Source organism: Streptomyces sp. NPDC048290, from assembly GCF_040652095.1.
In the GTDB taxonomy this organism is placed as follows: domain Bacteria; phylum Actinomycetota; class Actinomycetes; order Streptomycetales; family Streptomycetaceae; genus Streptomyces.
The window spans coordinates 1-25606 of sequence record NZ_JBEZLM010000027.1; the positions used below are offsets into that span (position 1 = coordinate 1).

At 73.9% G+C, this 25606-nt stretch carries 1 protein-coding gene; it reads left to right on the forward strand.

The genetic code is table 11. From position 1 onward, the window contains the following. The first annotated feature begins 27 nt into the window (after nucleotides 1-27). Nucleotides 28-25569: a hypothetical protein gene (locus AB0D49_RS34200; protein WP_362765406.1), complete on the forward strand. Its 25542-nt coding sequence runs from the start codon at nucleotides 28-30 to the stop codon at nucleotides 25567-25569. Nucleotides 25570-25606 lie beyond the last annotated feature (37 nt).

Below are 25606 nucleotides of genomic sequence, written 5' to 3' on the forward strand. Positions count from 1 at the left end.
ACGCTGGTGCTGGCGTTCTTCAACCCGTTGGCCGCGCTGGTCCGTCAGACGTTTCTGAAGGCGTTGTACCAGGCGATTCTGTCGAGTCTGAAGTATCGGGTGCTGTTCGCGATCGTGGTGCAGCAGGTGATCAATGTCCCGATGGGGGTGATCCTGGACAAGCTGGTGCAGTGGCGGCTGGCGCAGGAGGGGAAGTTCACGACGCAGGGCTCGATGTACACCTCGCAGGCGGCTGGTTTCGGTGCGGTGCAGGGTCTGGTGGCGGTGCCGATGCAGTTCGCTGCGGGGTGGCTGGCCGGGCATGTGTCGAAGTGGATCAACAAGGGTGTGCGGGGGTCGTTGTTCGACGACCTGGTGAGTGCTTTCCGGGGGCGTCCGGGGTCGGGTCCTGATGTGCCGCCGGGGGGTGGCAGGCCGGGCGGGCGTCCGGCCGCGCGTCCGGACGCGGATGAGGAGCTGGGTGGTTCGGGTCCGGGTGTGCCGCGTCCGGGGCCCGCGCAGACGCTGGGGCAGGGGCCCGGTGGGGGATTGCCGGGGGATCTGCCGAAGGGGTGGCGTGGGGGTCCTGACGAGGTGTTCGCGCGGGGTTTCTCGGACCGGGTGGATCAGGTGCTGAAGGGTCTTTCGCGTCCTGGTGGTCTGGACGGGGCGGGCGGGGACACCTTCGTGACGAGTATGGGGAATCTGTTCGCGCGCCGGTTCGGTGAGGACATGGGTGTGGGGGCGGCGCGGGGTTTGGGGCGGGAGTGGGCTGACGCGTTTGTGAGGGGCGCGGGCCGGGAGGGTCTTGGGGGCGCGCTGGACGATGTGCTGGCGCGGGGACTGCCGGTGGGGATCGGGGACGATGTGCGGCGGGCGATGTCGTACGGGGTGGCGCGGCACATGGGGCCGGATTCCTGGGCGGGGAAGTTCGGTGCGTTCCTGGTGCAGGGGGTGGGTGAGGGCGCGACGGGTGTGGGCGCGGAGATGGCCTACAACGCGATGGCGTTCAGGACGTTCAGTGTGGGGGCGGCCGGGTTCTATTCGGCGTTCGCGAGTGAGCGGCTGAACGCGGTCCTGGAGACGAACGCCGATTACATGGGTGCGGGGTTGCGCGGGCGTTTCGATGATCTGACGTCGAAGATCGCCGCGTTCACGGATTTCTCGGGGATCAGGAATCTGTTCAACGGGTCCGACGTCCCGTCGACCGTGGCTCCGGATACCGCCGGATCGGATACGAATACGTCGAACGGGACATCCGGCGGGGCGGGTTCGCCGAGTACCGACGGGGTCGGCGCGAACGGCACGAACGGCACGAACGGATCGGGTGGCGGGGGGACGACGACACCGGTCACGGTGGGCGGCGGCAACGGCGTCACCAACATCGACGGCGGGATCAACGGCGGTATCGACAGCGGTGTCGGCGGGTTCGACGGTGTGGGCGGGGACGGGGTGCGGTTGCCGTCGGTGACGACGGTGACGGGCGGCCTGGACTCGGACGCGGTGTCGGTGTCCGTGCCGGGGCTGACGAATGGACCGGCGGACGAGGATCAGCCGGTCGGTCGGTCGGGCAACGATGTCCTGGCGGGGGGCGAGCCGACGTCCACGGCGCCGCCCGAATCGACATCAATGCCGACGCCTGCGTCGACGTCGACATCAATGCCAACGCCTGAGTCGACGTCGACATCAACGCCGACACCGACGCCGATACCGACGGCCACGCCCATATCCACCTCCACGCCGACACCCACGCCGACCCCTGTCATGCCGGTGTCGGGTGGTCAGGTGCCGGCGAACCCGGTGAGTACGCCGGGCTCCGACAACGGGGCCGCCCCCAGGCCGGGTGCGGACACCACCCGTCCGACGGGAGACCCGACCCGGCCGAACCAGCCCACCGCCAACCCGGCCGCCCCTACGCCCGGCAACCCGGCTGGTGTGCGGACGAGTACGAGTGACACGGCATTCCAGGTGCTGTCCGCCGTCACCGACCCGGTGACCTCCACGACGGACACGCCCTCCCCCCTTCCCCCCACGACCGGCAGCGACGTCCCGACCGTCACCACGACGGCTACCGACACCGCCACGGCCGACACGCCCACGCGCACGACGGACAGCCCCACCCCCACACCGGACACCCCGACCCCCGCGACGCCCACCCCCGCCACGGCTCCCGAGTCCGTCCCCTCCGAAGGGACCGCCTCCCCGGAGCGGGACACGACCGGGTCCCCTCTCCCGCCCCCGGTGTCCCGTTCGGCCCCGCACATCGTCGTCCCCGACAGCCAGGGCCTGCGGGACGCGGTCACCCGTGCCGCCGTGGCCGCCCTGCGCGAGGATGGGGCGACGCGGACGGGCGACCCCGATCCGGCGCACCAGGACCCCAACCCCCTCACCCGGATCAACGGCGTGACCCTCCTGGAGCACCTGGCCCGCCACCTCTACCCGGGCAACAGCCTCCACCTCCCCGGCTCCCCGAACACCCCCACCGAGCCCGGCGGTACGGGCGCCCGGCCCGCCGTGACCCTCGACGACACCGACCGGCGGCTGGTGGACGGACCCGGCTGGCGGACGGTCACCTCCTGGAACACCGTCCAGCAGGCCCTGGACGGGGCGGACCCCGGCTCCAGCGCCCTGATCCTCAGCGGAAGCCCCACCGGCGACGGACACGCCTTCGCCGCGTTCCGGACGACCACCGACGTCAACTGGGTCGAGATACAGGCCGACGACGGACCACTGATCGGCTCGGAACAGCCCGGGAACCTCCCCCCGGACACCCGGGCCGTGATCGTCGGCCCCGACGGCACCTTCCGCCCCGACGCGCTCCCCGAGCAGCCGCCCTCCACCGCCGCCCAGCACGCCGGTGTGGGCGTCGAACCGGAGGCGCTGTTCGTCCTGAAGGCCGACCAGGAACTGCCGCCCGCGGCGGAACTGGCCGTCCACTCGACGGGGACGAGACTCGTCGTGGAGTGGCGCACGGTCTTCCACGGCGCCGACGGCCGGCTCTACCCGTCCCGTGCGGCGGCGGTCCGGGGGACCGGACTGGAGCCCACGCCCGAGTACGGCATGACCGTCGAGATCGTCACCCGACCGCCGGCGGTGCTTCCGGGCGAGGCCAACACGTCCGCGGGGGAAGGGCTGCGCACGCTGTGGAACGCGCACCGGCTCCTCGACGGCGCCAACGAGGCGGGCGTGGCGGTGTCGCTGAGCAGCCTCCTGGAGTCGGACCCCGAGTGGACGGTCAAGGTGCCGTCCGTCCAGGTCCTGCCGTCGCCCGAGCAGGGTGGTCCCGGCACGTACAGCCAGTCGAGGGACTCCCTGGAGGTCGCCCTCCGTTCGCTGGACAGCCCGGCGACCACCCCCAGCATCCAGCAGGCGCCCGCCGCCCTCAGCCCCACCGTGGTCACAGCCGCCGACCCGGGCTTCGACGTCGAGCAGAGCGCGGTCGTCGAGGGCGACGACACCGCGGGCCCCTCCGGCTCCGGTGACGCGTACGACATGGGCCACCTGTTCGCCGACAGCGGCTTCGACTCGGACACCGACTCCGACACCGGTACCGACGCCGGTACGGACGACGGCTCCGACTCCGGTACGGATCCCGGTACCGACGCGGACTCCGACGCCGACTCCGACTCCGACGACATCCGGGCCCTGCGCGCCGCCGAGGTGCTCCTCCGCCTGGGCCTTCTCTTCCTGAGCGTCGAGAACCTGACCGTCGGCGACGGCGACGCCCCCCGCCCGATGCTCGCCGCCGCCGACCGGGAGCTGCTGTCCCATCAGGCCGCCCTCCTCGCCAACGGGCTCGACACCTCCGCCGCCCTGCTGGCCCAGCTCACGGACCTGCGCACCACCCTCGACGACGCCCTCACGGCGGTGTTCCACCAGGACGCGGACACGGACTTCGCCCAGCGGCCCATCAGCCCGCGGAGCGAACCCGCCTCACCCGACGGCGGCTCCGGCACCGCGACGCCGGACGGGACGGTCACGGCCGCCACGACACCGCCCACCACCGTCCCGGAGTTCCTCGCCGGCCGCCGCGGCGACCTCCTGAACGCGCTGGGCGCCGTGATCGCGACCATCCGGGCCGTGGAAGGCTGGCGGGGCGATCCGGAGGTGCGGGAGACCGGCGTCGCCCGCACGGTCGGGCTCCCGCGGCCCGGCTCCCCGCTCCCCCTGCCCGGCGCGGCCGAACTGCGCCGGTCCATCGCCGAGTTCGGCATCGACACCGACGAACTGACCGCCGACGCCCGCCGGTCGGGGGCGGACGGGCAGACCCTCGTGCGGACCGTGCACGCCGAGGTGGACACCCGGACGCGGCAGCTCGCCGCCCACGACAGCCGGATGCCGGGGCTGCTGAGCCGTGCGGCGCTGCTGTCCGGGGCGTACGAGGAGGGCTCCCCGGCCCGCCGCCCGTCCGCCCTGCCCGAGGAGACCCTCGGCGACGCCAGGGCCGCGCTGAGCATCCTGCGGGATCTGGCGGAGGGCGACTGGCACCGGACGGCGGCCCCGACGGCCGACAGCATCGCGACCCTGCTCGACGCCGGGGCGGTCGGCACGCTGGGCGCCGTGGGGGCGCTGCGTCCGGCGGACGGTCCGGACGCCGTGGCCGGGCTGACCGCGCGGCTGCTCGCGGCGGGCGGCGGGGCCCGTGCCCTGGTCGTCCCCGGACGGGACGGCTACGAAGGCCGGGCCTGGCTCGCGGAGCACGACACCGACACCGGCACCGTCCGCTGGAGCGGCGGCGGCACCGGGCCCGGACGCGAACCGTCGGCCCGGGTGCCGGACGAGGTCGCCGACGGCCCGTTCCGGTCGCTGGAGACCGACCAGGACGGGGCCCTGCTCGACCCGCCGCGCGATCCGGTCACCGCCGGGGACGACACCTGGCGGTTCCCCGCGCTGACCCGGGCCGCGACCCCGGACGACTTCTTCACCTCCACCCTCCTCACCGACCCGCCCCGGAACACCGACGCCGACGCCTATTCCGACATCGAAGACTTGTACGCCTCCGATGACGACACCCCGGGCCCCTCGCAGCGCCGCCCCGACGACGGGCCGTCCATCGAGGAGGTGCCGGTCGCCCCGCCCGACCGCCACAGCCCGCCCCCCGCCTCCCCCGCCGACGAGGACCCGCTCCCCGCCGACCAGCCCCCCACCCCCGACCCCACCCCCGACCCGGCACCGGGACCGGGCCGCCCAGCCCCCCGCGGTCTCGGCGCCCCCGTCGACGTCCCCCCGGCCGCCCGCACGATCGGCATCCCCCGGGCCGGACTGCCCCATCTGCCCGCCGTGCTCGCCCAGTTGCGGACCGTCCTGGACGGCGCCGGGGTGACCGTCTCCGAGGACACCCTCGGCGCGCTGCCGCAGCGGCTGCTGAGCAACTACCGCTATCTCGTGCCGCGCGCCGCGGACCTCGGCGACGGCGGTCTCATGGTGCCCCTGGGCCGCGGCGCCGAACTGCTGATCACGCTGAACCCGACGGACCCCCGCGAGAACCTCGACCCGGAGTCGTCGTACGACCGCCCGGCGGTGCACGACGTCACCGCCCCGTACGACGGCCCGGCGGCCACGGACGCCCCGGCGACCGTCTCCGCGCTCGCCCTCCCCGCCCACCGGCTCGCCACCGCCTGGAAGCCGGCCCTGGACACCGTCTCCGAGCAGGGGGAGCCGGACCCGCGGCCCGGCGCGGTGCCGAACGTCACGTCGACCGTGTCCGCCCGCGCCGCCCGGCGGGCGGTGTTCGAGAGCGGCGAAGGCATCAACGGTGTGTTCCACATCGGCGCGCACAGCGTCAGCCACAGCGGGCCGACCGGCGCGCTGCGCGCCAATATGGCCTTCTCGGTGGGTGTCGGCCTGGGCGTGGGACCGCTGAACGCGCTCCGGGTCGGCACCGGGATCTCCGGGACGGCCAATGCCTCGTCCCGGTCCACCCAGCAGATCGGCGACGCCGAGGCCGGTCATGTGGAGGACACCCGGGCCCCGTCCCGGCTGGTGTCGTTCGCCGCGGACTGGTCGCTGCGGGTGCGCACCGACCCCGGGCAGCGCTGGAGCGCCGTCACCTCGGTGGACGTGGACACCACCGGGTCGCCGGAGCGGCTCCAGCTGTGGGTGCCCGAGCACTATCTCGGCACCGCGCCCGACCAGGTCAGGGCCACCGGGCCCATCCTCGGCGCGCGGTTGCCGGCGTACTACTACGCCTCCGGGCTCACCGGGCTGCCCGCGCTGTTCGACGCGGTGGTGCGGGAGCTGGGCCGGCAGGGCGTCACCCTGGAGATCGGCAGCACCGGCCGCAACGAGCTGCTCCAGAAGCTGTGGAACCTTGACGCCCGGCTCGACAAGGCCGTCAACGACGGCGGGTACGTCTTCAGCATCACCGAGGACCGGGGCCATGTCGCCGCCGTGATCCGGCTGACCGCCGTGCGGATGCCGGGGGACGCCCGGGTCGGCGAGACCTCCGACACGGCGCACATCGAGAATGTGCGGACCGCGATCGACGGCACCGGCGGCAGCCACACCGTCTCCCACTCCAGCTCGCTCACCCTCGCCAGTGTCACCGCCGACCTGGTGCCGCTGCCCTTCACCCAGCCGCTGCTGCACGCCTTCGCCGGGGCCTCGCTCGGCATGTCCTGGTCGAACTCCGACACGGTCAGCGCGAGCCGGGCCGGGCTGTGGGTGGACGTACCGCGCTACACCGGGCCCACCAGCGGGCACGACATGCGGTTCTGGCTGGTCGCGGACGTGCTCGTGCCGGGCAGGCCGATGGCCACCACCGCGGGGACACTGAGCCGCGGGCTGGTCCGGGTGCCGCAGCACGCGGCCCTGCTGACCGGGCTCCAGGTCGACGCCGACGCGCTCAAGGACCCCACCGCCGTCCAGCCCGCCCCGCCCGGCACCGGCACCGCCGGGACCGTCCCGTACCGGTCCGGTCTGCTGCTGACCTCCGACGAGCGGGACCCGGACTCGCCGCACGCCCATCTGCCCCCGCATGTGGCGGACGGCCGGGGCATCGGCATGGGCCTGGTCGACGTGGACGAGGGCACGGTCCACTATCTGCACACCCGGACCGCCGTGGAGCTGGCCCGGTACGGCTTCGTCCCGCCGGTGGAGCGGGCCCCGGCGGGACGACCGCTGCCCGGCACCCCCTGGTACGGCAACCGCACCACCCTGGACCGGCAGATCCAGAACGCCGAGATCGTCGCCAAGTACTTCTCCCTGCAAGGGCTGGAGTCGCACTACGACCAGATCCGGCAGTCCGGGCTGGTGTTCACCCTCACCAAGCCGCGCGGGATGTTCGGGGTGAACCTGGACGTCGACGCGGTCCGGGTCACCATCAGGGCCGAGCGCGCCACGGGCCCCTCGCTCTACCTGGGCAGCACCGACGACTACCACGCCGTCAACCTGGCCATGGGCATGGGCTCGGCCGGGCACTCCAGCGGCGGCGGCACCCGTATGTCGCTGGGGCTGCGGCTCAGCTTCGGCATCCGGCAGCTGCTCGGCGGCGGCTTCGGCGTGGAGGCGTTCCGGCAGACCGGCGCCGGACAGGGCGCCTCCCACCTCCAGAACCGGCCCGAACTCCTGGAGTACCCGGGCGTCCTGCACAAGCACCAGTTGCTCGACGACTACACGGTGACCCTGGAGTTCCAGCACAGCGGCCTCCAGGGCCAGGTCAGGCCCGGCGTCCGCGACCCCGAGCCGATCCGGATGCACCAGCAGCCGTCGACGGTCTACCTGCCGCCGCTGGGCAGCGCCGACGACCCCGGCACGAGCCTCGGCGGCCCCGTCCCGCCCACCGTCCTCGACCAAGCCGTCATCTACTACCTGGACGCCTCCGGGGTGCGCGAGGCGGCCACCCGCGTCCTCGCCCCGCTGACCGGGCCCCAGGGCAACGCCGACGCGGAGCTGTCCACGTTCACCGGCACCACCATGCTCCGCGCCTTCCTCACCGAGATCGCCCACCACGCCTATACGTCCGACCAGTTCTTCGACCCCGGGTTCGTCCGCGACACCCTCGCCGGGGTCGACGTCCGGGCCGCGCTGGGCCCCGCCCGGTTCGCGGGCGCCACCCCCGACAAGTTCGTCGTCGGCAAGATCAACCTCAGCCTCGATCAGACGAACACCTCCGCCTCCACCTCCCACGGCGTGCGGATCGCGCCCTTCGACGTCACCGCGGGCGGTGCCACCGACGGCGCCGCCGTGGGCCATATCCAGGGCGGCGCCGACGCGGGCCGCACCCTTGCCTGGAACACCTCCACCGGCAACGGCCGTACCGGCGGCAAGGAGCTGATCCAGCTCGACTTCAACCGGGCCTACGCCTTCGAGACCACCGTCGACTTCACCGTGCACAGCAGGCTGGAGGAGCGCTCCCGGTTCCTGCCCGACTCCCACCGCGCCGACGAACAGCGGGTCGCCCCGCGCCGGATGCTGTTCCTGCTGCCCGAACCGGTCGCGCTGGAGGAGTACGGCAAGGGCCATGTGCCGCTGCCCGACACGCAGCTCGCCGACGTCATGAACCGCTGGCTGGCCGGGGACCTCCAGCTCACCGGCACCACCGTCGCCGCCGTCCTCAACCGCTGGAGCGCCGACACCACCGACGCCGGACAGGCACGGGACCGCCGCGCCATGGAGCGGCTCCTCGCCGGGCTGCACCGGGTCGGCGCGCTGCCCGTCCTCGACCCGGCGACCCGGGAGGCGTTCGCCGACCGCACCGGCCGCGCCCTGCGCGACCCCGGCACCGACGCCGTCCCCGTCAGCCTCCCCGAGTACCTCACCCGCGACGACCCCGGCGGCCGGATGCTCGGCCACAGCGGCATCACCCGGGTCACCTACGACGGCCCCAGCACCACGTACGACATGGTCCGGGAACTCGTCGACCGGGCCGCCCCCGGGCTGCTCTCGCGCGAACCGGACATCTGGACCGGCGACGGCGAGCGGGTCGTCGGACGGCTCCAGGGCGGGGTCAACGCCCTCCAGGCGCTGTTCGCCCCGGGCCGGGACATCGCGTTCTGGGAGAACTTCCTGTCCACCAACGGCCAGACGTTCTACCTGGTGAACCCGATGGAGTGGGGGCTCACCGACATCGTGGAGATCCGGCTCAGCGATGTGCTGCGGGGCGCCCCCGAGGTGCTGGGCTTCCGCCCGGACACCGGCACCGAGGACTACAGCCACGGCTACATCGGCCGGTCCGTCACCGAGTCCGCCGATGTCACCAACTCCGTCACCGCCCGCGTCGGCGGCGGCATCGCCCAGAACCACGACCAGCTCAACCTCTCCACCGGCGAGGGACGCCACCGCGCGGTCACCCACTCCGAGAACGCTGTCACCGAGATGACCGCCTACGCCTGGGACGGCCGCTACGACGTCCGCTTCCAGCACGAGATGACGGTCCAGGTGCGCCGCCTCGACATGGGCGGACGGCCGCTGAACAACCTGCTGCTCGGCTGGTACCGCAACCTCGACGCCGACCGGTCCGCCACCCACACCCTGACCGGCACCGGGCACCTCGACCTCCAGATCCCGCGCGGCATCGCCGAGTTCAAGCACTGGCAGGGCCCCCGGCTGCCGTTCTCCCGCGATCTGCGCGAGGTCCCGGCCCTGCCCGGCGACACCTATGTCACCGGCGTCGTCATGGACGAGGCGCTGCCGGTCGCCCGCCGCTTCATGAACGAGCTGTTCGGCCCCGGCGCCGACGGCTCCGAGATCCGCAACAGCCCCGTCTTCGAGCAGTTGTTCACCCGCGGCCAGCTCACCAACCACCTCCTGGAGGCGTCCGCGGGCAAGACCTATGTGATGGCGGACAACCTGCACATCTCCGGCCGGGAGAGCGCCCTCGCCACCGTCACCCTGACCGGTCGGCTGACCGGCCTCGATGTGCTCGGCGCCGTCGAGGGCAGCGGCATCGGCCGCTACGCCAAGCACCAGAGCGGTACGTCCCACAGCGCGAGCACCGACCGCTGGCGGCCCGGCGCCTCCTTCAGCGCCAACGGCTCCGGCACCCTCGCCGCCCACGACCCCGCCACCACCGGCGACGGCCGGGCCATCGCGCCCTACTCCGCGACCGGCGACACCAGCCAGTCCCGCGCCACCGGCAGCAACCTCGGGGCGTCCGCCCCCGAGAACTACCGCCGCGAACAGCACGCCAAGCAGGTCGGCGAGATCCTCCTGGTCCGCCTCACCGGCCAGTACCACCTGGACGGCCAGCGCTCCGACACCCCGGCCCCGGGCGGCGCCCACCGCAGCGACCGCTTCACCGGTGATGTCTACGTCCATCTCTTCGAGGGCGAGGTCGCCGAACTCCGGGCCCGCATGGACGTCCAGCAGCGGACCGTGCCGCACACCGAGTGGGGGGCCCTGCGCCGCGCCCCCTCGTTCGACCTGCCGGGCCTCCTCGCCCAGTACGCCGCCACCCCGGGCGTCACCCCCGGCCAGGCCGCCCGGGGCGTCGCCCAGGCCATCCGCGCCCAGGCCGACGCACGGGTCGAGGCGGCCGTACTGCGCTTCGATCCCCGGCAGGTGGTCCGCGCCCAGGCCGGATGGGCGCTCGGCACCCTCCGCGAGACCCTCCGGGAGCAGGGCGAGTCCACCCCCGCCACCTTCCGCGCGGTGCACCGCCAGATCCGCGGCTACGAGGGGCTCCTGCGGGCACCGGAAGAACTGCTCGCCCGCCCCGGCAGCCTCGACCAGCGGCTCGACACGCTCGCCGACGAGGTCCGCGCGACCCACGCGCTGCTCACCGACGACGACCCCGCCGCCCGCCCCGTCACCCCGCCGTCCCGGTTCCTCACCCTCTCCCCGTACGGGTTGGTCCGGGAGATCGCCCATGAACTCGGCGTCCCCGTCCGCCTGGACGTCACCCTCCCCGACGGCGGAGCCCACCGGCAGTGGGCCCAGGGCGACGGATATGTGTACGCCACCGACCCGGACCCCCGCCTGGACCCGCTCCCCATGACCACCCCGGACGGCGTCCGGCAGCACTGGCCCCTGCCGTCCGAACTGCGCCAGTACGCGCGGGAGACCGGTGTGGACGACGGGCAGCTCCACACCTGGTACCACACCGCCTGGCAGCACGGACAGACCTTCGAACAGGCGGTACGGGCCGAGGTCGAAGCCCGGATCGCGGCCGAGGACCGGGCGCGGGCCGACACCGACGCGCTGCTCGCCGCAGTGCACCCGGACCTGCCCCACCTCGTCCACCAGGCCGACTTCCTGGCCGGCGGTTCCGCCCGCGGCGACGCCCTCCCCGACCCGGACACCGTGCCGCGGCAGGCCGTGGCGGACGCCCGGCAGGCGCTGGACCTGGTGCGGCAGTTGATGTCCGGCGACGAACTGGCGGACGGCGACCTGGCCGGGGCCGTGGACGAGGTGCGGGCGCTGATCGACACCGGGGCGCTGGGCTCGCTGCTCGCCCAGCGCGCCGCCCGGGTCGCCGAGGGCCCCGACGCCGTGCCCGCGCTCGTCGACCGGCTCACCCGGGCCGGTGACCGCGCCCGCGCCGCCGTCGTCACCGATGAACCGGACCAGCCCCTGGTGTGGGTCGAGCACCGCGGCGGCGAGGTGCGCTGGAGCGACCCCGACGGGAACCGGCTTCCGGATTCGTTCGCGTGGTTCCTGAACTCGATCCGCAGCCTGGAGACGGACGGACGGGGCGGGCTGCTCCACCCGCCGCTGGCGCTGCGCGGCCTGGAGGCCGAGGTCCAGCAGTTCGCCGACCTCGCCTTCGGCCCAGGACGGGACGCCCTGTGGGGCCCGATCCTCGGCCGGGACGCCCAGGACACCGGGGATACCGGGGACGCGAGGGACACTGGTGACGCCCAGGACACCGGGGACGCCGGTGACACCGGTGACGTCAGGGGCGCCGGTGACGCCGGAATCGCCGGGGACCCGGCCCGTACCCGCACGGACGCCCCCGCCCCGCAGCCGGTCCCCGCCCCCTCCCAGCTCCCGCCCGCCCAGGACACCGCGCAGAACACCGCCCACGACACCGCGCAGAACACCGCTGTCCCCGCCCCCCAGCCCGCCCCCGCTCCCCAGCCCGTCCCGCACACCGTCCTCGGCGCCCCCGTCGCCCTGCACCCCGCCGCCCGTCCCATCGGCGTCCCCCGCGCCGGGCTGCCGCACATGACCGAGGTGATGGCGGAGATCCGGACCCTGCTGGACGGCGCCGGGGTGACCGTCTCCGAGGACACCCTCGGCGCGCTGCCGCAGCGGCTGCTGAGCAACTACCGCTATCTGCTCGCCGGTCACGGCGTCTTCAGCGACGGGGGACTGCTGGTCCCGCTCGGCGAGGGGGCCGAACTCCTGGTCTCGCTCGACCCGTCCGACCCCTACCTCCTGTCGGACCCGGAAGGCTCCTACGACCGCCCCTCCGGCGCCGGAGCCCGGGGCTTCGTGCCGAGGCTGGACGCCATCCCCGAGGACACCGAACTCACCACCTTCACCCCGGCCCGCCCCGATACCGGCGACGGCGACGGCACCGGACCGAAGCCCCTCACCGACCCCCGTGACCCGGCCCGCGCCCGGTTCCACTCCAACGAGACCATCCAAGGCGCCTTCGGCATCGGCGCCGAGAACCGCAGCCACAGCGGCCCGACCAGCGCCCTGCGCGGCAACGCGGCCGTGTCCTTCGGCATCGGTATGGGCGTCGGCCCGCTCAACGCGCTCCGGGTGGGCACCGGGATCTCCGGCACCGCGAACGCCTCCGGCCGCTCCACCAACCGCATCGGGGACGCCGAGGCGGGTCATGTCGAGGACACCCGCGCCGAGTCCCGACTACTCGCCTTCGAGCCGAACTGGTCGCTGCGGCTGCGCACCGACGGCGCCCGGCCCTGGAGCGCGGTCGCCCCGGTCGTGCCGGACACCAGCCGGTCCGCCGAACGGCTGCTGCTGTGGGTGCCCGAGCACTATCTCGCCACCGCGCCCGCCCAGGTCAGGGCCACCGGCACCGGGGTGCGCGCGGACGGGCTCCCGGCGTACTTCTTCGCCTCCGGGCTGTCCGGGCTGCCCGTCCTGTTCGACGCGGTGCTCGGCGCGCTGCGGCGGCAGGGCGTCGACCTGCCGATCGGCAGCCCCGGCCGGGACGAACTCCTCCAGAAGCTGTGGACCCTGGACGCCCAGCTCGACAAGGCGGTCAACGACGACGACGGCCATGTCTTCAGCGTCAAGGGCGGCGATCTGCACGCGGGCGCGGTGATCCGGGTGCACGCCGACCGGCTCGCGGGGGACGTCCGGGTCGGCGAGACCTCCGACCAGGCGCATGTGGAGAACGTCCGGACGGCCATCGACGGCACCGGCGGCAGCCACACCCTGTCCCAGTCCAGCGCCGTCACCGTCGCCGCCGTCACCGCCGATCTGCTGCCGCTGCCGGTGCCCGACTCCCTGCTCCATCTGAACCTGTCCGCGTCCGCCGCCGTGAGCTGGTCCAGCTCGCACACGCTCAGCGCGAGCCGCGCCGGGCTCTGGGTGGACGTACCGCGCTACACGGGCCGGACCAGTGGGCATCAGATCGACTTCCGGCTGACCGCGGACGTCCTGGTGCCCGGTCGGCGGGCGATCGTCACCGAGGCGGTGACCAGCCGCGCCCTGGTGCGGGTGCCGGAGAAGGACGCGGCCGGGTTCGGGCTGCTGGTGGACGAGAGCGCGCTGGAGGACCCCACCGCCGTCGTCCCCGACCCCCTCGGCGGCGGGCGCCCCGGGACCGTCCCGCACGGCCCCGGTCTGCTCCAGACCGCCGACGTCCTCGACCCGAACTCCCCGTTCCGGGTGCCGCCGCCGCATGTGCTGGACGGCCGGGGCATCGGCATGGGGCTGGTCGACGTGGACCAGGACACCGTCCGCACCCTGCGCGGGCAGGTCGTCGGACAGCTCGTCGCCCAGGGCTTCCTGGCCCCGCCGCCCGGCGCCGACGCCACCGGCCACCGGATGGCCCCGACGCCCTGGAACGCCAACCGGGACACCCTGGACCAGCAGGTCGCCAACGCCGAGATCGTCGCCAAGTACTTCTCGATGCAGGGCTTCGAGTCGTTCTACGACCAGATCCGCCAGTCCGGCATGGTCTTCACGCTCTCCAAGCCGCAGGGCCTGCTGGGCGTGAACCTGGACACCGACACCGTACGGATCACCGTCCGCGCCGAGCGCACCCGGCAGGCGCCGGGCTACGAGGGCAGCACCGACGACTACCACGCCGTCAACCTGGCCATGGGCATGGGCTCGGCCGGGAACAGCAGCAGCGGCTCCACCCGGGCCACCCTCGGACTGAACTGGAGCTTCAGTTTCCAGCGGCTGGTCGGCGGCGGCGGGGGGATCAGTGCCTTCCGCCAGATCGGCGCGAGCCAGAGCGCCTCCCATCTGCACAACCGGCCCGAACTCCTGGAGTACCCCGGCACCCTGCACACCTACCGGCTGACCGACGACTACACGGTCACCCTGGAGTTCCAGCACAGCGGGGTGCAGGGCCTGGTCCGGCCCGGCGCCCGCGACCCGCAGCCCATCCAGCTGGCCGACCAGCCGTCACGGGTGTACCTGCCGCCGCTCGGCTACACCGACGACCCCGGCCGCCCGAACGGACGCGCCCTGCCGCCGGCGGTCCTGGACCGGGCGGTCATCCACTACCTGGACGCCACCGGCCTGCGGGACGCCGCCACCCGCGTCCTCGGTCCGCTCACCGGCCCGCAGGGCACCGCGGACGCCGAACTGTCCACGTTCACCGGCACCATCATGGTCCGCTCCTTCCTCACGGAGATGGCGCACGGCGGCTACACCTCCGACCAGTTCTTCGACCCCGGCTTCTTCCGGGACACCCTGGCCGGGGTCGGTATCCGCGCGGTGCCGGGCGTGGCCCGGTTCGCCGGGGCCACCGCCGACAAGTTCGTCATCGGCAAGATCAATCTGACCCTGGACCAGACGAACACCTCGGACAACAACTCCCGGGGTGTGCGCCTCACCCCGTTCGACGTCACCGCGGGCGGACCCGCCGACGACGCCGGGTTCAGCCATCTCCAGGGCGGTCTGGACGCGGGCCGCACCCTCCAGCGCAACACCACCACGGGCGACGGCCGCACCGGCGGCCTGGAACGCATCCAGCTCGACTTCAACCGGGCCTACGCCTTCGAGACCACCGTCGACTTCACCGTGCACAGCAGGCTGGAGCGGCAGGGCAAGTTCCTGCCCGACGCGCACGCCCACGACCGCCGTGCCGTCACCGGCCGCAAGATGGTGTTCCTGCTGCCCGAACCGCTCGCCCTGGAGGAGTACGGCCGGGGCAACGTACCGGTCTCCGACACCCAGCTCGTCGATGTCATGAACCGCTGGGCGGCCGGCGAGGTCCGGCTCAGCGGCGACATCGTGGCCGCCGTCCTGACCCGCTGGAGCCAGGATGTCACCGACGCCGGACTCGCCGACCTGACCGCTCAACTCGACTACAGCCGCGCCGAGTTGGCCGACCAGCTCGCGCAACTGCACGGCGCTGGCGCGCTGACCGTCCTCGACCCGGACATCCGGCAGGCCCTCGCGGACGGCTTCGGACTGACCCTCCCCGCCCCCGGCGCGAAGGTCACCACCCTCAGCCTCCCGGACTACCTCACCAGCGACGACCCCGGCGGCAAGATCCTCGGCCACAGCGGCATCACCCGCGTCACCTACGACCAGGGCCGCACCACCTACGACCTGGTCCGCGAACAGGTCGAGGCCGCCGCGCCCGGACTGCTGGCGCGCGACCCCGAGCTGTGGGCGGGCGACGGCCGCCGCATCGGCCGTCTCCAGGGCGGGGTCAACGCCCTCCAGGCGCTGTTCGCACCCGGCCGGGACATCGCCTTCTGGGACAACTTCCTCGCCACCCACGGGCAGACCTTCTACCTGGTCAACCCGGTGGGCTGGGCGCTCGCCGACATCGTGGAGATCCGGCTGTCCGACGTCCTGCACGGCGCGCCCACGCTGCTCGCCTTCCGCCCCGACACCGGCATCGAGGACTACAGCCACAACTACACCGGCCGCTCCACCGGCCGGTCCGCCGACAGCGGCCAGTCCTTCACCGCCAAGCTCGGCGGCGGCATCCCCAACAACCACGACCAGACCAACCTGACCGTCAGCGAGGGACGGCACCGGGGGATCACCCGCTCCGAGAACGCCGTCACCGAGATGACCACCTACGCCTGGGACGGCCACTACGAGGTCGAGTACCGGCACACCATGACCGTCACCGCCCGCCGCCTCGACATGGCCGGACGGCCCCTGAACAACCTGCTGATGGGCTGGTACCGCAACCTCGACGCCCCGCACCGGGTCACCCCGCAGACCGGCACCGCCACCGGCCGTATCGAGGTGCAGATCCCGCGCGGACTGGGCGAGTTCCGGCCCGACGAGACCGCCCGGCCGAACGTGCCCGATCTGCGCGAGGTGCCCGCACTGCCCGGCGACGCCTATGTGGCCGGGGTGGTCATGGACGAGGCGCTGACCGCCGCCCGGCGGTTCTACAACGGACTGTTCCGGCCCGGCGCCGACGGCACCCGGGTCCACAACGGCCCCGTCTTCGAGCAGCTCTTCAGCCGCAACCAGCTCGCCAACCACCTCCTGGAGGCATCGGCCGGCCAGAGCTATGTCATGGCCCGCGACCTCCATGTCTCCGGCCGCTCCGGCAACCGCGCCACCGTCTCCATGGCCGGACGCCTCACCGCCCTCAAGATCCTCGGCACCATGGACGGCAGCGGCACCGGCCGCTACGCCAAACACCAGAGCGGTACGTCCCACAGCGCCAGCACCGACGCCTGGCGGGCCGGTGCCTCGCTCGGCGTGAGCGGCTCCGGCGTGCTGGCCCCCCACGACCCGGCCACCACTCCCGGCGGACGGCCCGTCCCCGCCTACTCGGGCTCCGGCGACACCGGCCAGTCCCGGGGCACCGGCAGCAACACCGGCGCCACCGGCACCGAGAACTACCGGCGCGAGCAGCACGCCAAACAGCAGGGCGAGATCCAGCTCGTGGAGCTGACCGGCCAATACCAGCTGACCGGCGAACGCACCAGGCACCGCATCTACAGCCTCTTCCCCCGGGAGGCCGGGCAGCACCTCAGCGAGCGCTTCACGGGACGGGTCTACGTCCATATGTTCAGCGACCAGGTCGCCGAACTCCAGGCCCGCATGGCGAGCGACGGCCGCCCCGTCCTGCCCGGCGCCGACTGGCGGGCCCTGGACAGCGCCCGCACCTTCCCGGTGTCCCGGCTGGTCGCCGAGTACGCGGCCACGCCGGGCGCGTCCGTGGAGCGGGTCGCCGAGAGCGTCGCGCGGGCCGTCCGCGCCCAGGGCGACGGCACCCCGCTGCGGGCGGCGGTCCTGCGGTTCGACACCGCCGACATCGAGGCGGCGGCCGTCCGCGCCGCCCTGCGCTGGGCGCTGCGCGCCACGGGCACCGACCTCCTCCAGGCCCGTGCCACCCGGGCCGACGAGGACGAACCGACCCAGCGGGACGCCCAGCGCTTCCTGAACCGCGTCGCCCGGTTCGTCCGGGACCCGTCCCCGCTGACCGGCGGCTTCGACCGGGTCGCGACGGCCGTCGAGGAACTCCACGACCGTGTCTCCGCGTTCCGTACCGCCCTCACCGGCGACCCCACCCCCATCGACCCGCCGGACTTCCCGGAGCCCCTCACCCTGCCGCCGGACGACCTCGCCCGTGGCCTCGCCCACCATCTCGGCGTCCCGGTCCGCATGGACGTCACCCTGTCGAACGGCACCACGGACCGGCACTGGGCCGAGTCCGACGGCTATGTCTACGCCTCCGACCCCCTCGACGCGGGCTCGGTGCCGGTGCTGACCCCCGACGGCGTCCAGCGGATCTGGACCATGCCGCCCGCCCTGCACCAGCTCGCGGGCGACCTGGACCTCGGCCCCGACCTGATCGAGGGCGTCCGCCGCAGCGCCTGGCGGCACGGGCTGACCTTCGAGGACGGCGTGCGCACCGAGATCGACGGTGAGCTGGCGGCCATCCACCCGGACCTGCCCGAGCTGTTCGCCCAGGCGGTCTTCGTCTCCGGCGTCCAGCAGCAGGGCGACCCTGCCTGGGGCCGCGCCGGGCTCCCTGCCCGGACGGTCTCCGACGCCATGGAGGCCCTCGACCTGATCCGGGCCCTCGCCCGGGGCGAGAACCCCGGCGGCGACCTGAGCGAGACCGTCCTCGACATCGAGGACCTCATCGATCCCGGCGCGATCCCCCGGCTGGTCGCCGCCCACGCCGTACAGCCCTCCGAGGGCCCGCCGCGGCGCGCGCTGATCGAGCTGGTCAACCGGCTCACCGACGCCGGTCCCGGCGCCCGCGCCCTGGTCCTCACCGGCCACCGGGGCTACGACGGACGCCCGCTGTTCGCCGAGAACACCGGCAACGGCATCCGCTGGACCGATGTCGCCGGGACCCGGGAACACGCGTCCACGGTCCGCCGCATGGGCCCGTTCCGCACCATGGAGGTCGACGCCGCCGGTGTCCTCCTCGACCCGTCGGACGATCTGCGGCTGCTCGGCGACAGCGGTCTGCGCTTCCCCGAACTGACCGCCGGGGGCCGCCACGGCAACTTCCTGGACCTGGCGATCGGCCCGGACCGCACCCACCTCGACCCGCTGCCCCCGGCGCCCACGCCCACCCCGCGCCCTGCGCTCATGACCGTCCCGGACACCGGCCGCGACGACGGCGACGACGGCGACGGCGACGACGGTGACGGTGGCTACGGGGACAGCCGTGACCCCGGCCCCAGCACGGACCGCCGCGGGCGGGGCCGCGGCGACGACGGCGGTGACGGCGGTGACGGCGGCGGCCACGACCCCGGACCCGGCACGGCCGACCACGCCCAGGACCCCGGCGCCCACGACACCCCTGACGACCCCGCGCAGGACGCCCACGACCAGGACGCCGACGACCAGGACGCCGACGACGAAGGCGACGACGCCCTGTACGCCGATGACCAAGACGCGTACGACCAAGGCGACGACGCCCAGTACGCCGCCGCCCAAGACGCCGCCGCCCAAGACGCCGCCCAAGGCGACGACGACGAGGACCCCGCCCCCACTCCCGCCCCCGCCCCCCGTCCCCGCCCCGTCCCCGGTCTCGGCGCTCCCGTCGACGCCCACCCCGCCGTCCGCTCCATCGGTATCCCCCGCGCCGGTCTGCCGGGCGTCCAGGACGTCGTGGCGCGCGTGCGGGCCATGGCCACCCATGAGGGAGTGACCGTCCCGGAGCGGAACTGGGCGCTGCTGGAACAGCGGCTGCTGAGCAACTACCGGTATCTGGTGGCCGGTCACGGCGCTCGGGCCGACGGCGGTCTGCTGGTCCCGCTCGGCCCGATCGAGGTCCTCGTCGCGCTCGACCCCGCCGACCCGCGCGAGGTGCGGGACCCGGAGGGCTCGTACGACCGTCCCTCGGCGCGGGGCCGGGGCACGCTGGCGACCATCCCCGAGGACGACGAGACCGGCGACGGCACGGCACCGGCCCCCCGGAACGCCCCCGGTCCCCGTCCGACCACCGACCCCCGCCCCGCCGGGCGGGCCCCGTACCTCAACAACCAGAACACCACCGGGGTGTTCGCGATCGGCGCCGAGAACCGCTCCCACAGCGGCCCGACCGGCGCGCTGCGGGCCAACGCGTCCCTGTCGTACGGCGTCGGGCTCGGTGTCGGACCGCTGAACGTGCTGCGGGTGGGCGCCGGGATCTCCGGCACGGCCAACGCCTCCAGCCGCTCCACCAACCGCATCGGGGACGCCGAGCGGGGCCATGTAGAGGACAACCGCACCGAGGGGCGGCTGCTCTCCTACGAGCCCCGCTGGACCCTGAAGGCCCGTACCGACCCCGACCGGCGGTGGGCGGACATCCCGCCGGTCCCGCTGCCCTCCACCGCGCCGGAGCGGCTGATGCTGTGGGTGCCCGAGCACTATCTCGGCACCGCGCCCGAACAGGTCGTGGCGACCGGCCCGCGGGTGCGTGCCGACCGGCTGCCGGCGTCGTACTTCGCCTCCGGGCTGACCGGGCTGCCCGCGCTGTTCGACTCGGTGGTCGCGACCCTGGGCAGCCAGGGCTTCCCGCAGGGGATCGGCAGCGCCTCCCGCGATGAACTGCTCCAGAAGCTGTGGACCACCGACGCCCAGCTCGACCGGGCCGTCGACGGCGGCTACACCTTCTCCCTCAAGGACGCCGACGGTCACACGGGCGCGGTGATCCGGGTGCACGCGGTGCGCGGGCCGGGGGACGTCCGGGTCGGCGAGACCTCCGACAAGGCGCACATCGAGAACGTCCGGACCGCGATCGACGGCACCGGCGGCAGTCACACCGTCGCCCACTCCAGCTCCGTCACCTTCGCCTCGGTCAGCGCCGGTCTGCTGCCGTCGCCGCTCGGGGAACCCGCCCTGAGCGTCAACGCGAGCGCCTCGCTGGCGATGACCTGGTCCCACAGCGACACCGTGAGCGCCTCCCGGGCCGGGCTGTGGGTGAGCGTGCCCCGGTTCGCGGGCCGTACCACGGGCCATGAGGCGGAGTTCGCGCTCGCGGCGGAGGTGTGGGTCCCCGGGCGGGCCCCGGCCGTCACCGGCTGGCTGCCGAGCCGGGGCCTGCTGCGGCTGGCCGAGGAGGACGCCCTCGCCGCCGGTTACCCGGTGGACCGGGACGCGCTGAACGACCCGGTGACCGGCGTCGTGCCGGACCCGGTGGACGCCACGGCACCTCACCAGGTCGCCTACCAGGACGGGCTGCTGATCACCACCGACACCTACGACCCCGCCTCCCCGGGCAGTGAACTGCCCCCGCACCTCAGGGAGGGCAAGGGCATCGGCATGGGTCTGGTCCGGGTCGGCGAGGCCACCGTCCAGGAGATGAAGGACCGGGTCACCGAGGTGCTCACCGAGCACGGGTTCCTCGTCCCGCAGCCCGGACAGCCCGGCCACGACCCGCGGCTGCCGCTGCCCGGCGTCCGCTGGTTCGCCCACCGGTCGGGCCTGGACAGCCAGGTCACCAACGCCGAACTCGTCGACAAGTACCTCTCCGCGCAGGGCCTGGAGTCCTTCCACGACCAGATCCGGCAGTCCGGGATGGTCTTCACCCTGACCCGGCCGCGCGGCGCCCTCGGTGTCCATCTGGACGTCGACGCCGTACGGATCACCGTCAAGGCCGTCCGCTCCCACCTGCCGTCCCGGTACGAGGGCAGCACCGACCAGTACCACGCGGTCAACCTCGCCATGGGCATGGGCGCCGCCGGACAGTCCAGCGGCGGCGGGCGGCGGATCTCGTTCTCCGCCCGGATCAGCGCCTCCTTCCGGCAGCTCCTCGGCGGCGGCTTCGGCCTCGACGTGTTCCGCCAGACCGGCGCCGGACAGACCGTCTCCCACCTGCACAACCGGCCCGAACTCCTGGAGTACCCGGGCGTCCTGCACAAGCACCGGGTCTTCGACCACTACACGGTCACCATGGAGTTCGAGCACAGCGGACTCCAGGGGTCCGTCCGCCCCGGCGCCCGCGACCCCGAGCCGATCCGCCTCCAGGACCAGCCGTCCACCCAGTACGTGCTGCCGCTCGGCGACCTCCGCGAACCCGGTGTGCCGGTCGCCGCCCCGCCGGTGTCCGTGCTGAACCAGGCCGGGATCTACTACCTCGACAGCGGCGGCCTGGAGAGCGCCGCCCGCGCGCTGCGCCCCCTCACCGGGGTGCAGGGGAACGCGGACGCCGAACTGTCCACGTTCACCGGCACCACCATGGTCCGCGCCCACTTCAAGGAGATCGCCCGCGGCGCCTACACCTCCGACCAGTTCTTCGAGAGCGGCCTGCTGCGGGACACCTTCGGCGGCCTCGACATCCGCGCCGACCTCGGCCGGACCGTGTTCGCCGGGGCCACCGACGACAAGTACGTCCTCGGCACCATCCAGCTCACCCTGGACCAGACGTCGACCTCCGACTCCACCTCCCGGGGCGTACGGTTCGCGCAGTACGACGTCACCGCGGGCGGCCCCCTGGACGGCGCGGGCGTGGGCAGCGCCTCCGGGTCCACCGACGCCGGACGCACCCTCCAGAGCAACGACTCCCGCGGCCATGGCCTGACCGGCGGCAAGGAGCTGATCCAGCTCGACTTCAACCGGGCGTACGCCTTCCGTACCGAGGTCGGCTTCGAGGTCACCAGCCGGCTGGAGAAACACGCCAAGCTGTTCCCGCACGCGCACGCCGAGGAGACCCGCCGGGTCGACGGCCGCACCATGCTGTTCGTGCTGTCCGAACCGCAGGCGCTGGACGAGTACGCGCAGGGTCATGTCCCGGTCTCCGACCGGCAGTTGGTGGATGTGACGACCCGCTGGGCGGCCGGGGACACCCGGCTCGGCGGCGATCTGGTGGCCGGGCTGCTGACCCGCTGGAAGCAGGACGCCACCGACGACGACCTCGCCGACACCCTCGCCCTGCTCGGCGTCACCCCCGTCCACAGCCGCCAGGAACTCGCCGAACTGCTCGCCGCGGCCCATGAGTCCGGCGCGCTGCCCGTGCTCAACCAGCAGACCAGGGCGGATCTCGCCGTCGCCTACGGCCTGGACGCCCTCAGCGACCCCGACGCCGACGCCACCACCCTCAGCCTGCCCGAGTACCTCACCCGCGACGACCCCGGCGGCCGGGTCCTCGGCCACAGCGGTATCTATGAGGCGGGCTACGACGACGGCCGCACCACCTACGACATGGTCCGTGAACTCGTCGACCGGGTCGCGCCCGGACTGCTCGCCGAGGGACGCGCCGACGGCGTCCAGCTCTGGGCGGGCGACGGACAGCGCCTCGGCCGTCTCCAGGGCGGTGTCAACACCCTCCAGGGGCTGCTGGCGCCCGGCCGTGACCTCGCGTTCTGGGAGAACTTCCTGTCCACCCACGGACAGACCTTCTACCTGGTCAACCCGGTGGGCTGGGGACTCACCGACATCGTGGAGATCCGACTTGCCGACGTCCTGCGGGGGGCGCCCGAAGTCCTCGGCTTCCGCCCCGACACCGGCATCGAGAACTACAAGCAGAGCTACACCGCCACCTCCACGTCCCACTCCGTCGACTCCACCCAGTCCTTCGGCGCCCGCTTCGGCGCCGGGGTCGCCAACAACCGCGAGACCCTCGGCGTGAGCGTCGGCGAAGGCCGCCACCGGGGGGTCAGCCGCTCCGAGAACGCCGTCTCCGAGGAGACCGCCTACGCCTGGGACGGCCACTACAAGGCCCGCTTCCAGCACACCATGACCGTCGAGGTGCGCCGTCTCGACATGGGCGGACGCCCCCTGAACAACCTGCTCCTCGGCCTGTACCGCAATCTCGACGCCACCCGCTCCACCCCGCAGACCCTCACCGCCTCCGGCCACCTCGACCTCCAGATCCCGCGCGGCCTCGGCGAGTTCCGACCCATGCAGGGCCCCCGCCCCGCCGCCCCCGACCTGCGCACCCTGCCCCCGCTGCCCCGCGACTCCTTCGTCGCCGGAGTGGTCATGGACGAGGGTCTGCGCGCCGCGTACCGGCTGGCCACCCGCATGTTCGGGCCGGCCGCCGACGGCGCTTCGGTGCGCACCAGCGCCGTCCTGCGGGAGCTGTTCGACCGCAGCATCCTCGCCGACCGGATGTGGGACCTGTCCTCCACCGGCCGGGTCACCCTGGCCGAGAACCTGTTCGTGCCCGGCCGCTCCAGCCGCCGCTCCGACCTCGCGCTGTCCGGCGCCTTCACCCGGCTCGACGTGCTCGGCGCCGTCGACGGCGCGGGCACCGGCCGCTACGCCAAGCACCAGTCCGGCACCACCCACACCGGCAGCGTCGACCGCTGGCGGACCGGCGGCAGCCTCGGCGCCTCCGGCTCCGGCGCGGTGAACGGGGCGACCACCGCCGCCGACGGCCGCGTCCAGCCCGGCGACTCCGCGTCCGGCGACACCGGCCAGTCCCGTGTCACCGGCAGCAACCTCGCCGCCTCCGCCACCGAGAACTACCGCCGCGAGTCCCATGTCAAGCAGCAGGGACCGGTCATGCTGGTCCGGCTCACCGGCCGTTTCACCCTGGACGCCCAGCTCCGCGACCACCATCTGTTCAGCAACCCCACCGACCGCGGCACCTTCCGCGGCGACCCCTTCACCGGGGACGTGTACGTCCATCTCTTCGCCGCCGAGGTGGACGAACTGCGGTCCCGGCTGGAACGGACCCCGCCGACCCCGGCCGCCACCGACTGGGACGCCCTCACCGGCGCCGCCGCCCACGACGCCCCGGCGCTGCTCGCCGCCTACGCCACCACACCGGGCGCCACCCCCGAACGCGCCCCCAGGGCCGTCGCCGAGGCCGTCCGGGCGCAGACCAGCGGTTCCGTGGACGCCGCGGTGCTCCGGTTCGACGCCGCCGGGCAGCACGCCCGTATGGTCCGCCACCACGTCCAGTGGGCGCTGACCGCCGTGCGGGACACCCTGGACCAGGAGGGCGTCCCCGGCAGCGGGGCCGACCGGGACGCCCGGCGCTTCCTCGACCACCACCGCGACTCCCTCCAGGACCCGGCCCGGCTCCTGGCGGGCGGACGCACCCCGGCCGAGGCGCTCGGCACGCTCACCGACGAGGTGGCCGCCCTGCACACCCGGCTCACCGGCGACCCCACCCTCCCGCCACCGCCCGTGCCCGACCTCCCGCCGCTCCTGACCCTGTCCCCCGAGGACCTGGTGCGGGGCGTCGCCCATGAACTCGGCTCGCCCGTCCGTATCGACGTCACCCTGCCCGACGGCACGACCTACCGGCGCTGGGCCGCCCCGGACGGCTCCGTGCACGCGGACCGCCCGACGGCGCCGGGCACCACCCCGCTGATCGACCCGGCCGGAGCCCACCGGTCCTGGCCGCTGCCCGACGCGCTACGCGACAGCGCCCGCGACCTGGGCATCGACGACGGCGCCCTGAGCACCCTGCTCCGGGACGCCTGGCGCGACGGACAGACCTTCGAGGACGCCGTACGCGGCGAGATCCAGACCCGCACGGACCGGCTGCACGGCCTGGACCCGCGCCTGCCCGACCTCCTCCTGCGGACGACGTTCGTGGTGGACACCGAGCAGGCGGGCGGCCCGGTCTGGGCACGCGTCCAACTGGACCCGGCGGACACGGCCGCCGCCCACCAGGCCCGGCACACCATCCTCGGACTCCTCGCGGCGCCCGGCGACGACCCCCAGGCGACCATCGACGCGCTGATCGCGGACGAGCCGCACTGGCTCCCGCGGCCCCTGGTACGGAGCCTGGCCGTGGCCCACGCCACCGACGAGGTCACCGGACCCCTCGCCGACGTGGCACGCCGGATCGCCGCGGCGGGCAACGGCGCTCAGGCGGTCGTCCTGCCGCGCGGCATCGACGGTGTGCCGGACCGGTACATGCTGGCCGTCAACGTCCGGGGCGGCGTCCGGTGGGCGGACCTCGTGACCGGCATCCTGCTGACCCCGCCCGCCGACGCCACGGGCCGCCATCTCGTCCTGGAACTGAGCCGCGACGGCCGACTGCTGAGGGTGCCGCCGCAGTGGAGCACGCTGGGCGACACGTGGTGGACCTTCCCGGAGTTCGCGCTGGGCGCCCAGGAGCATGGCGTGCTGGGCCTGTTCGGCGAGGCGACGGCACCTGCCACGGGCGCGTGACCTTGGAACGACGGAGCCCCGCCCGGCATCACGCGAC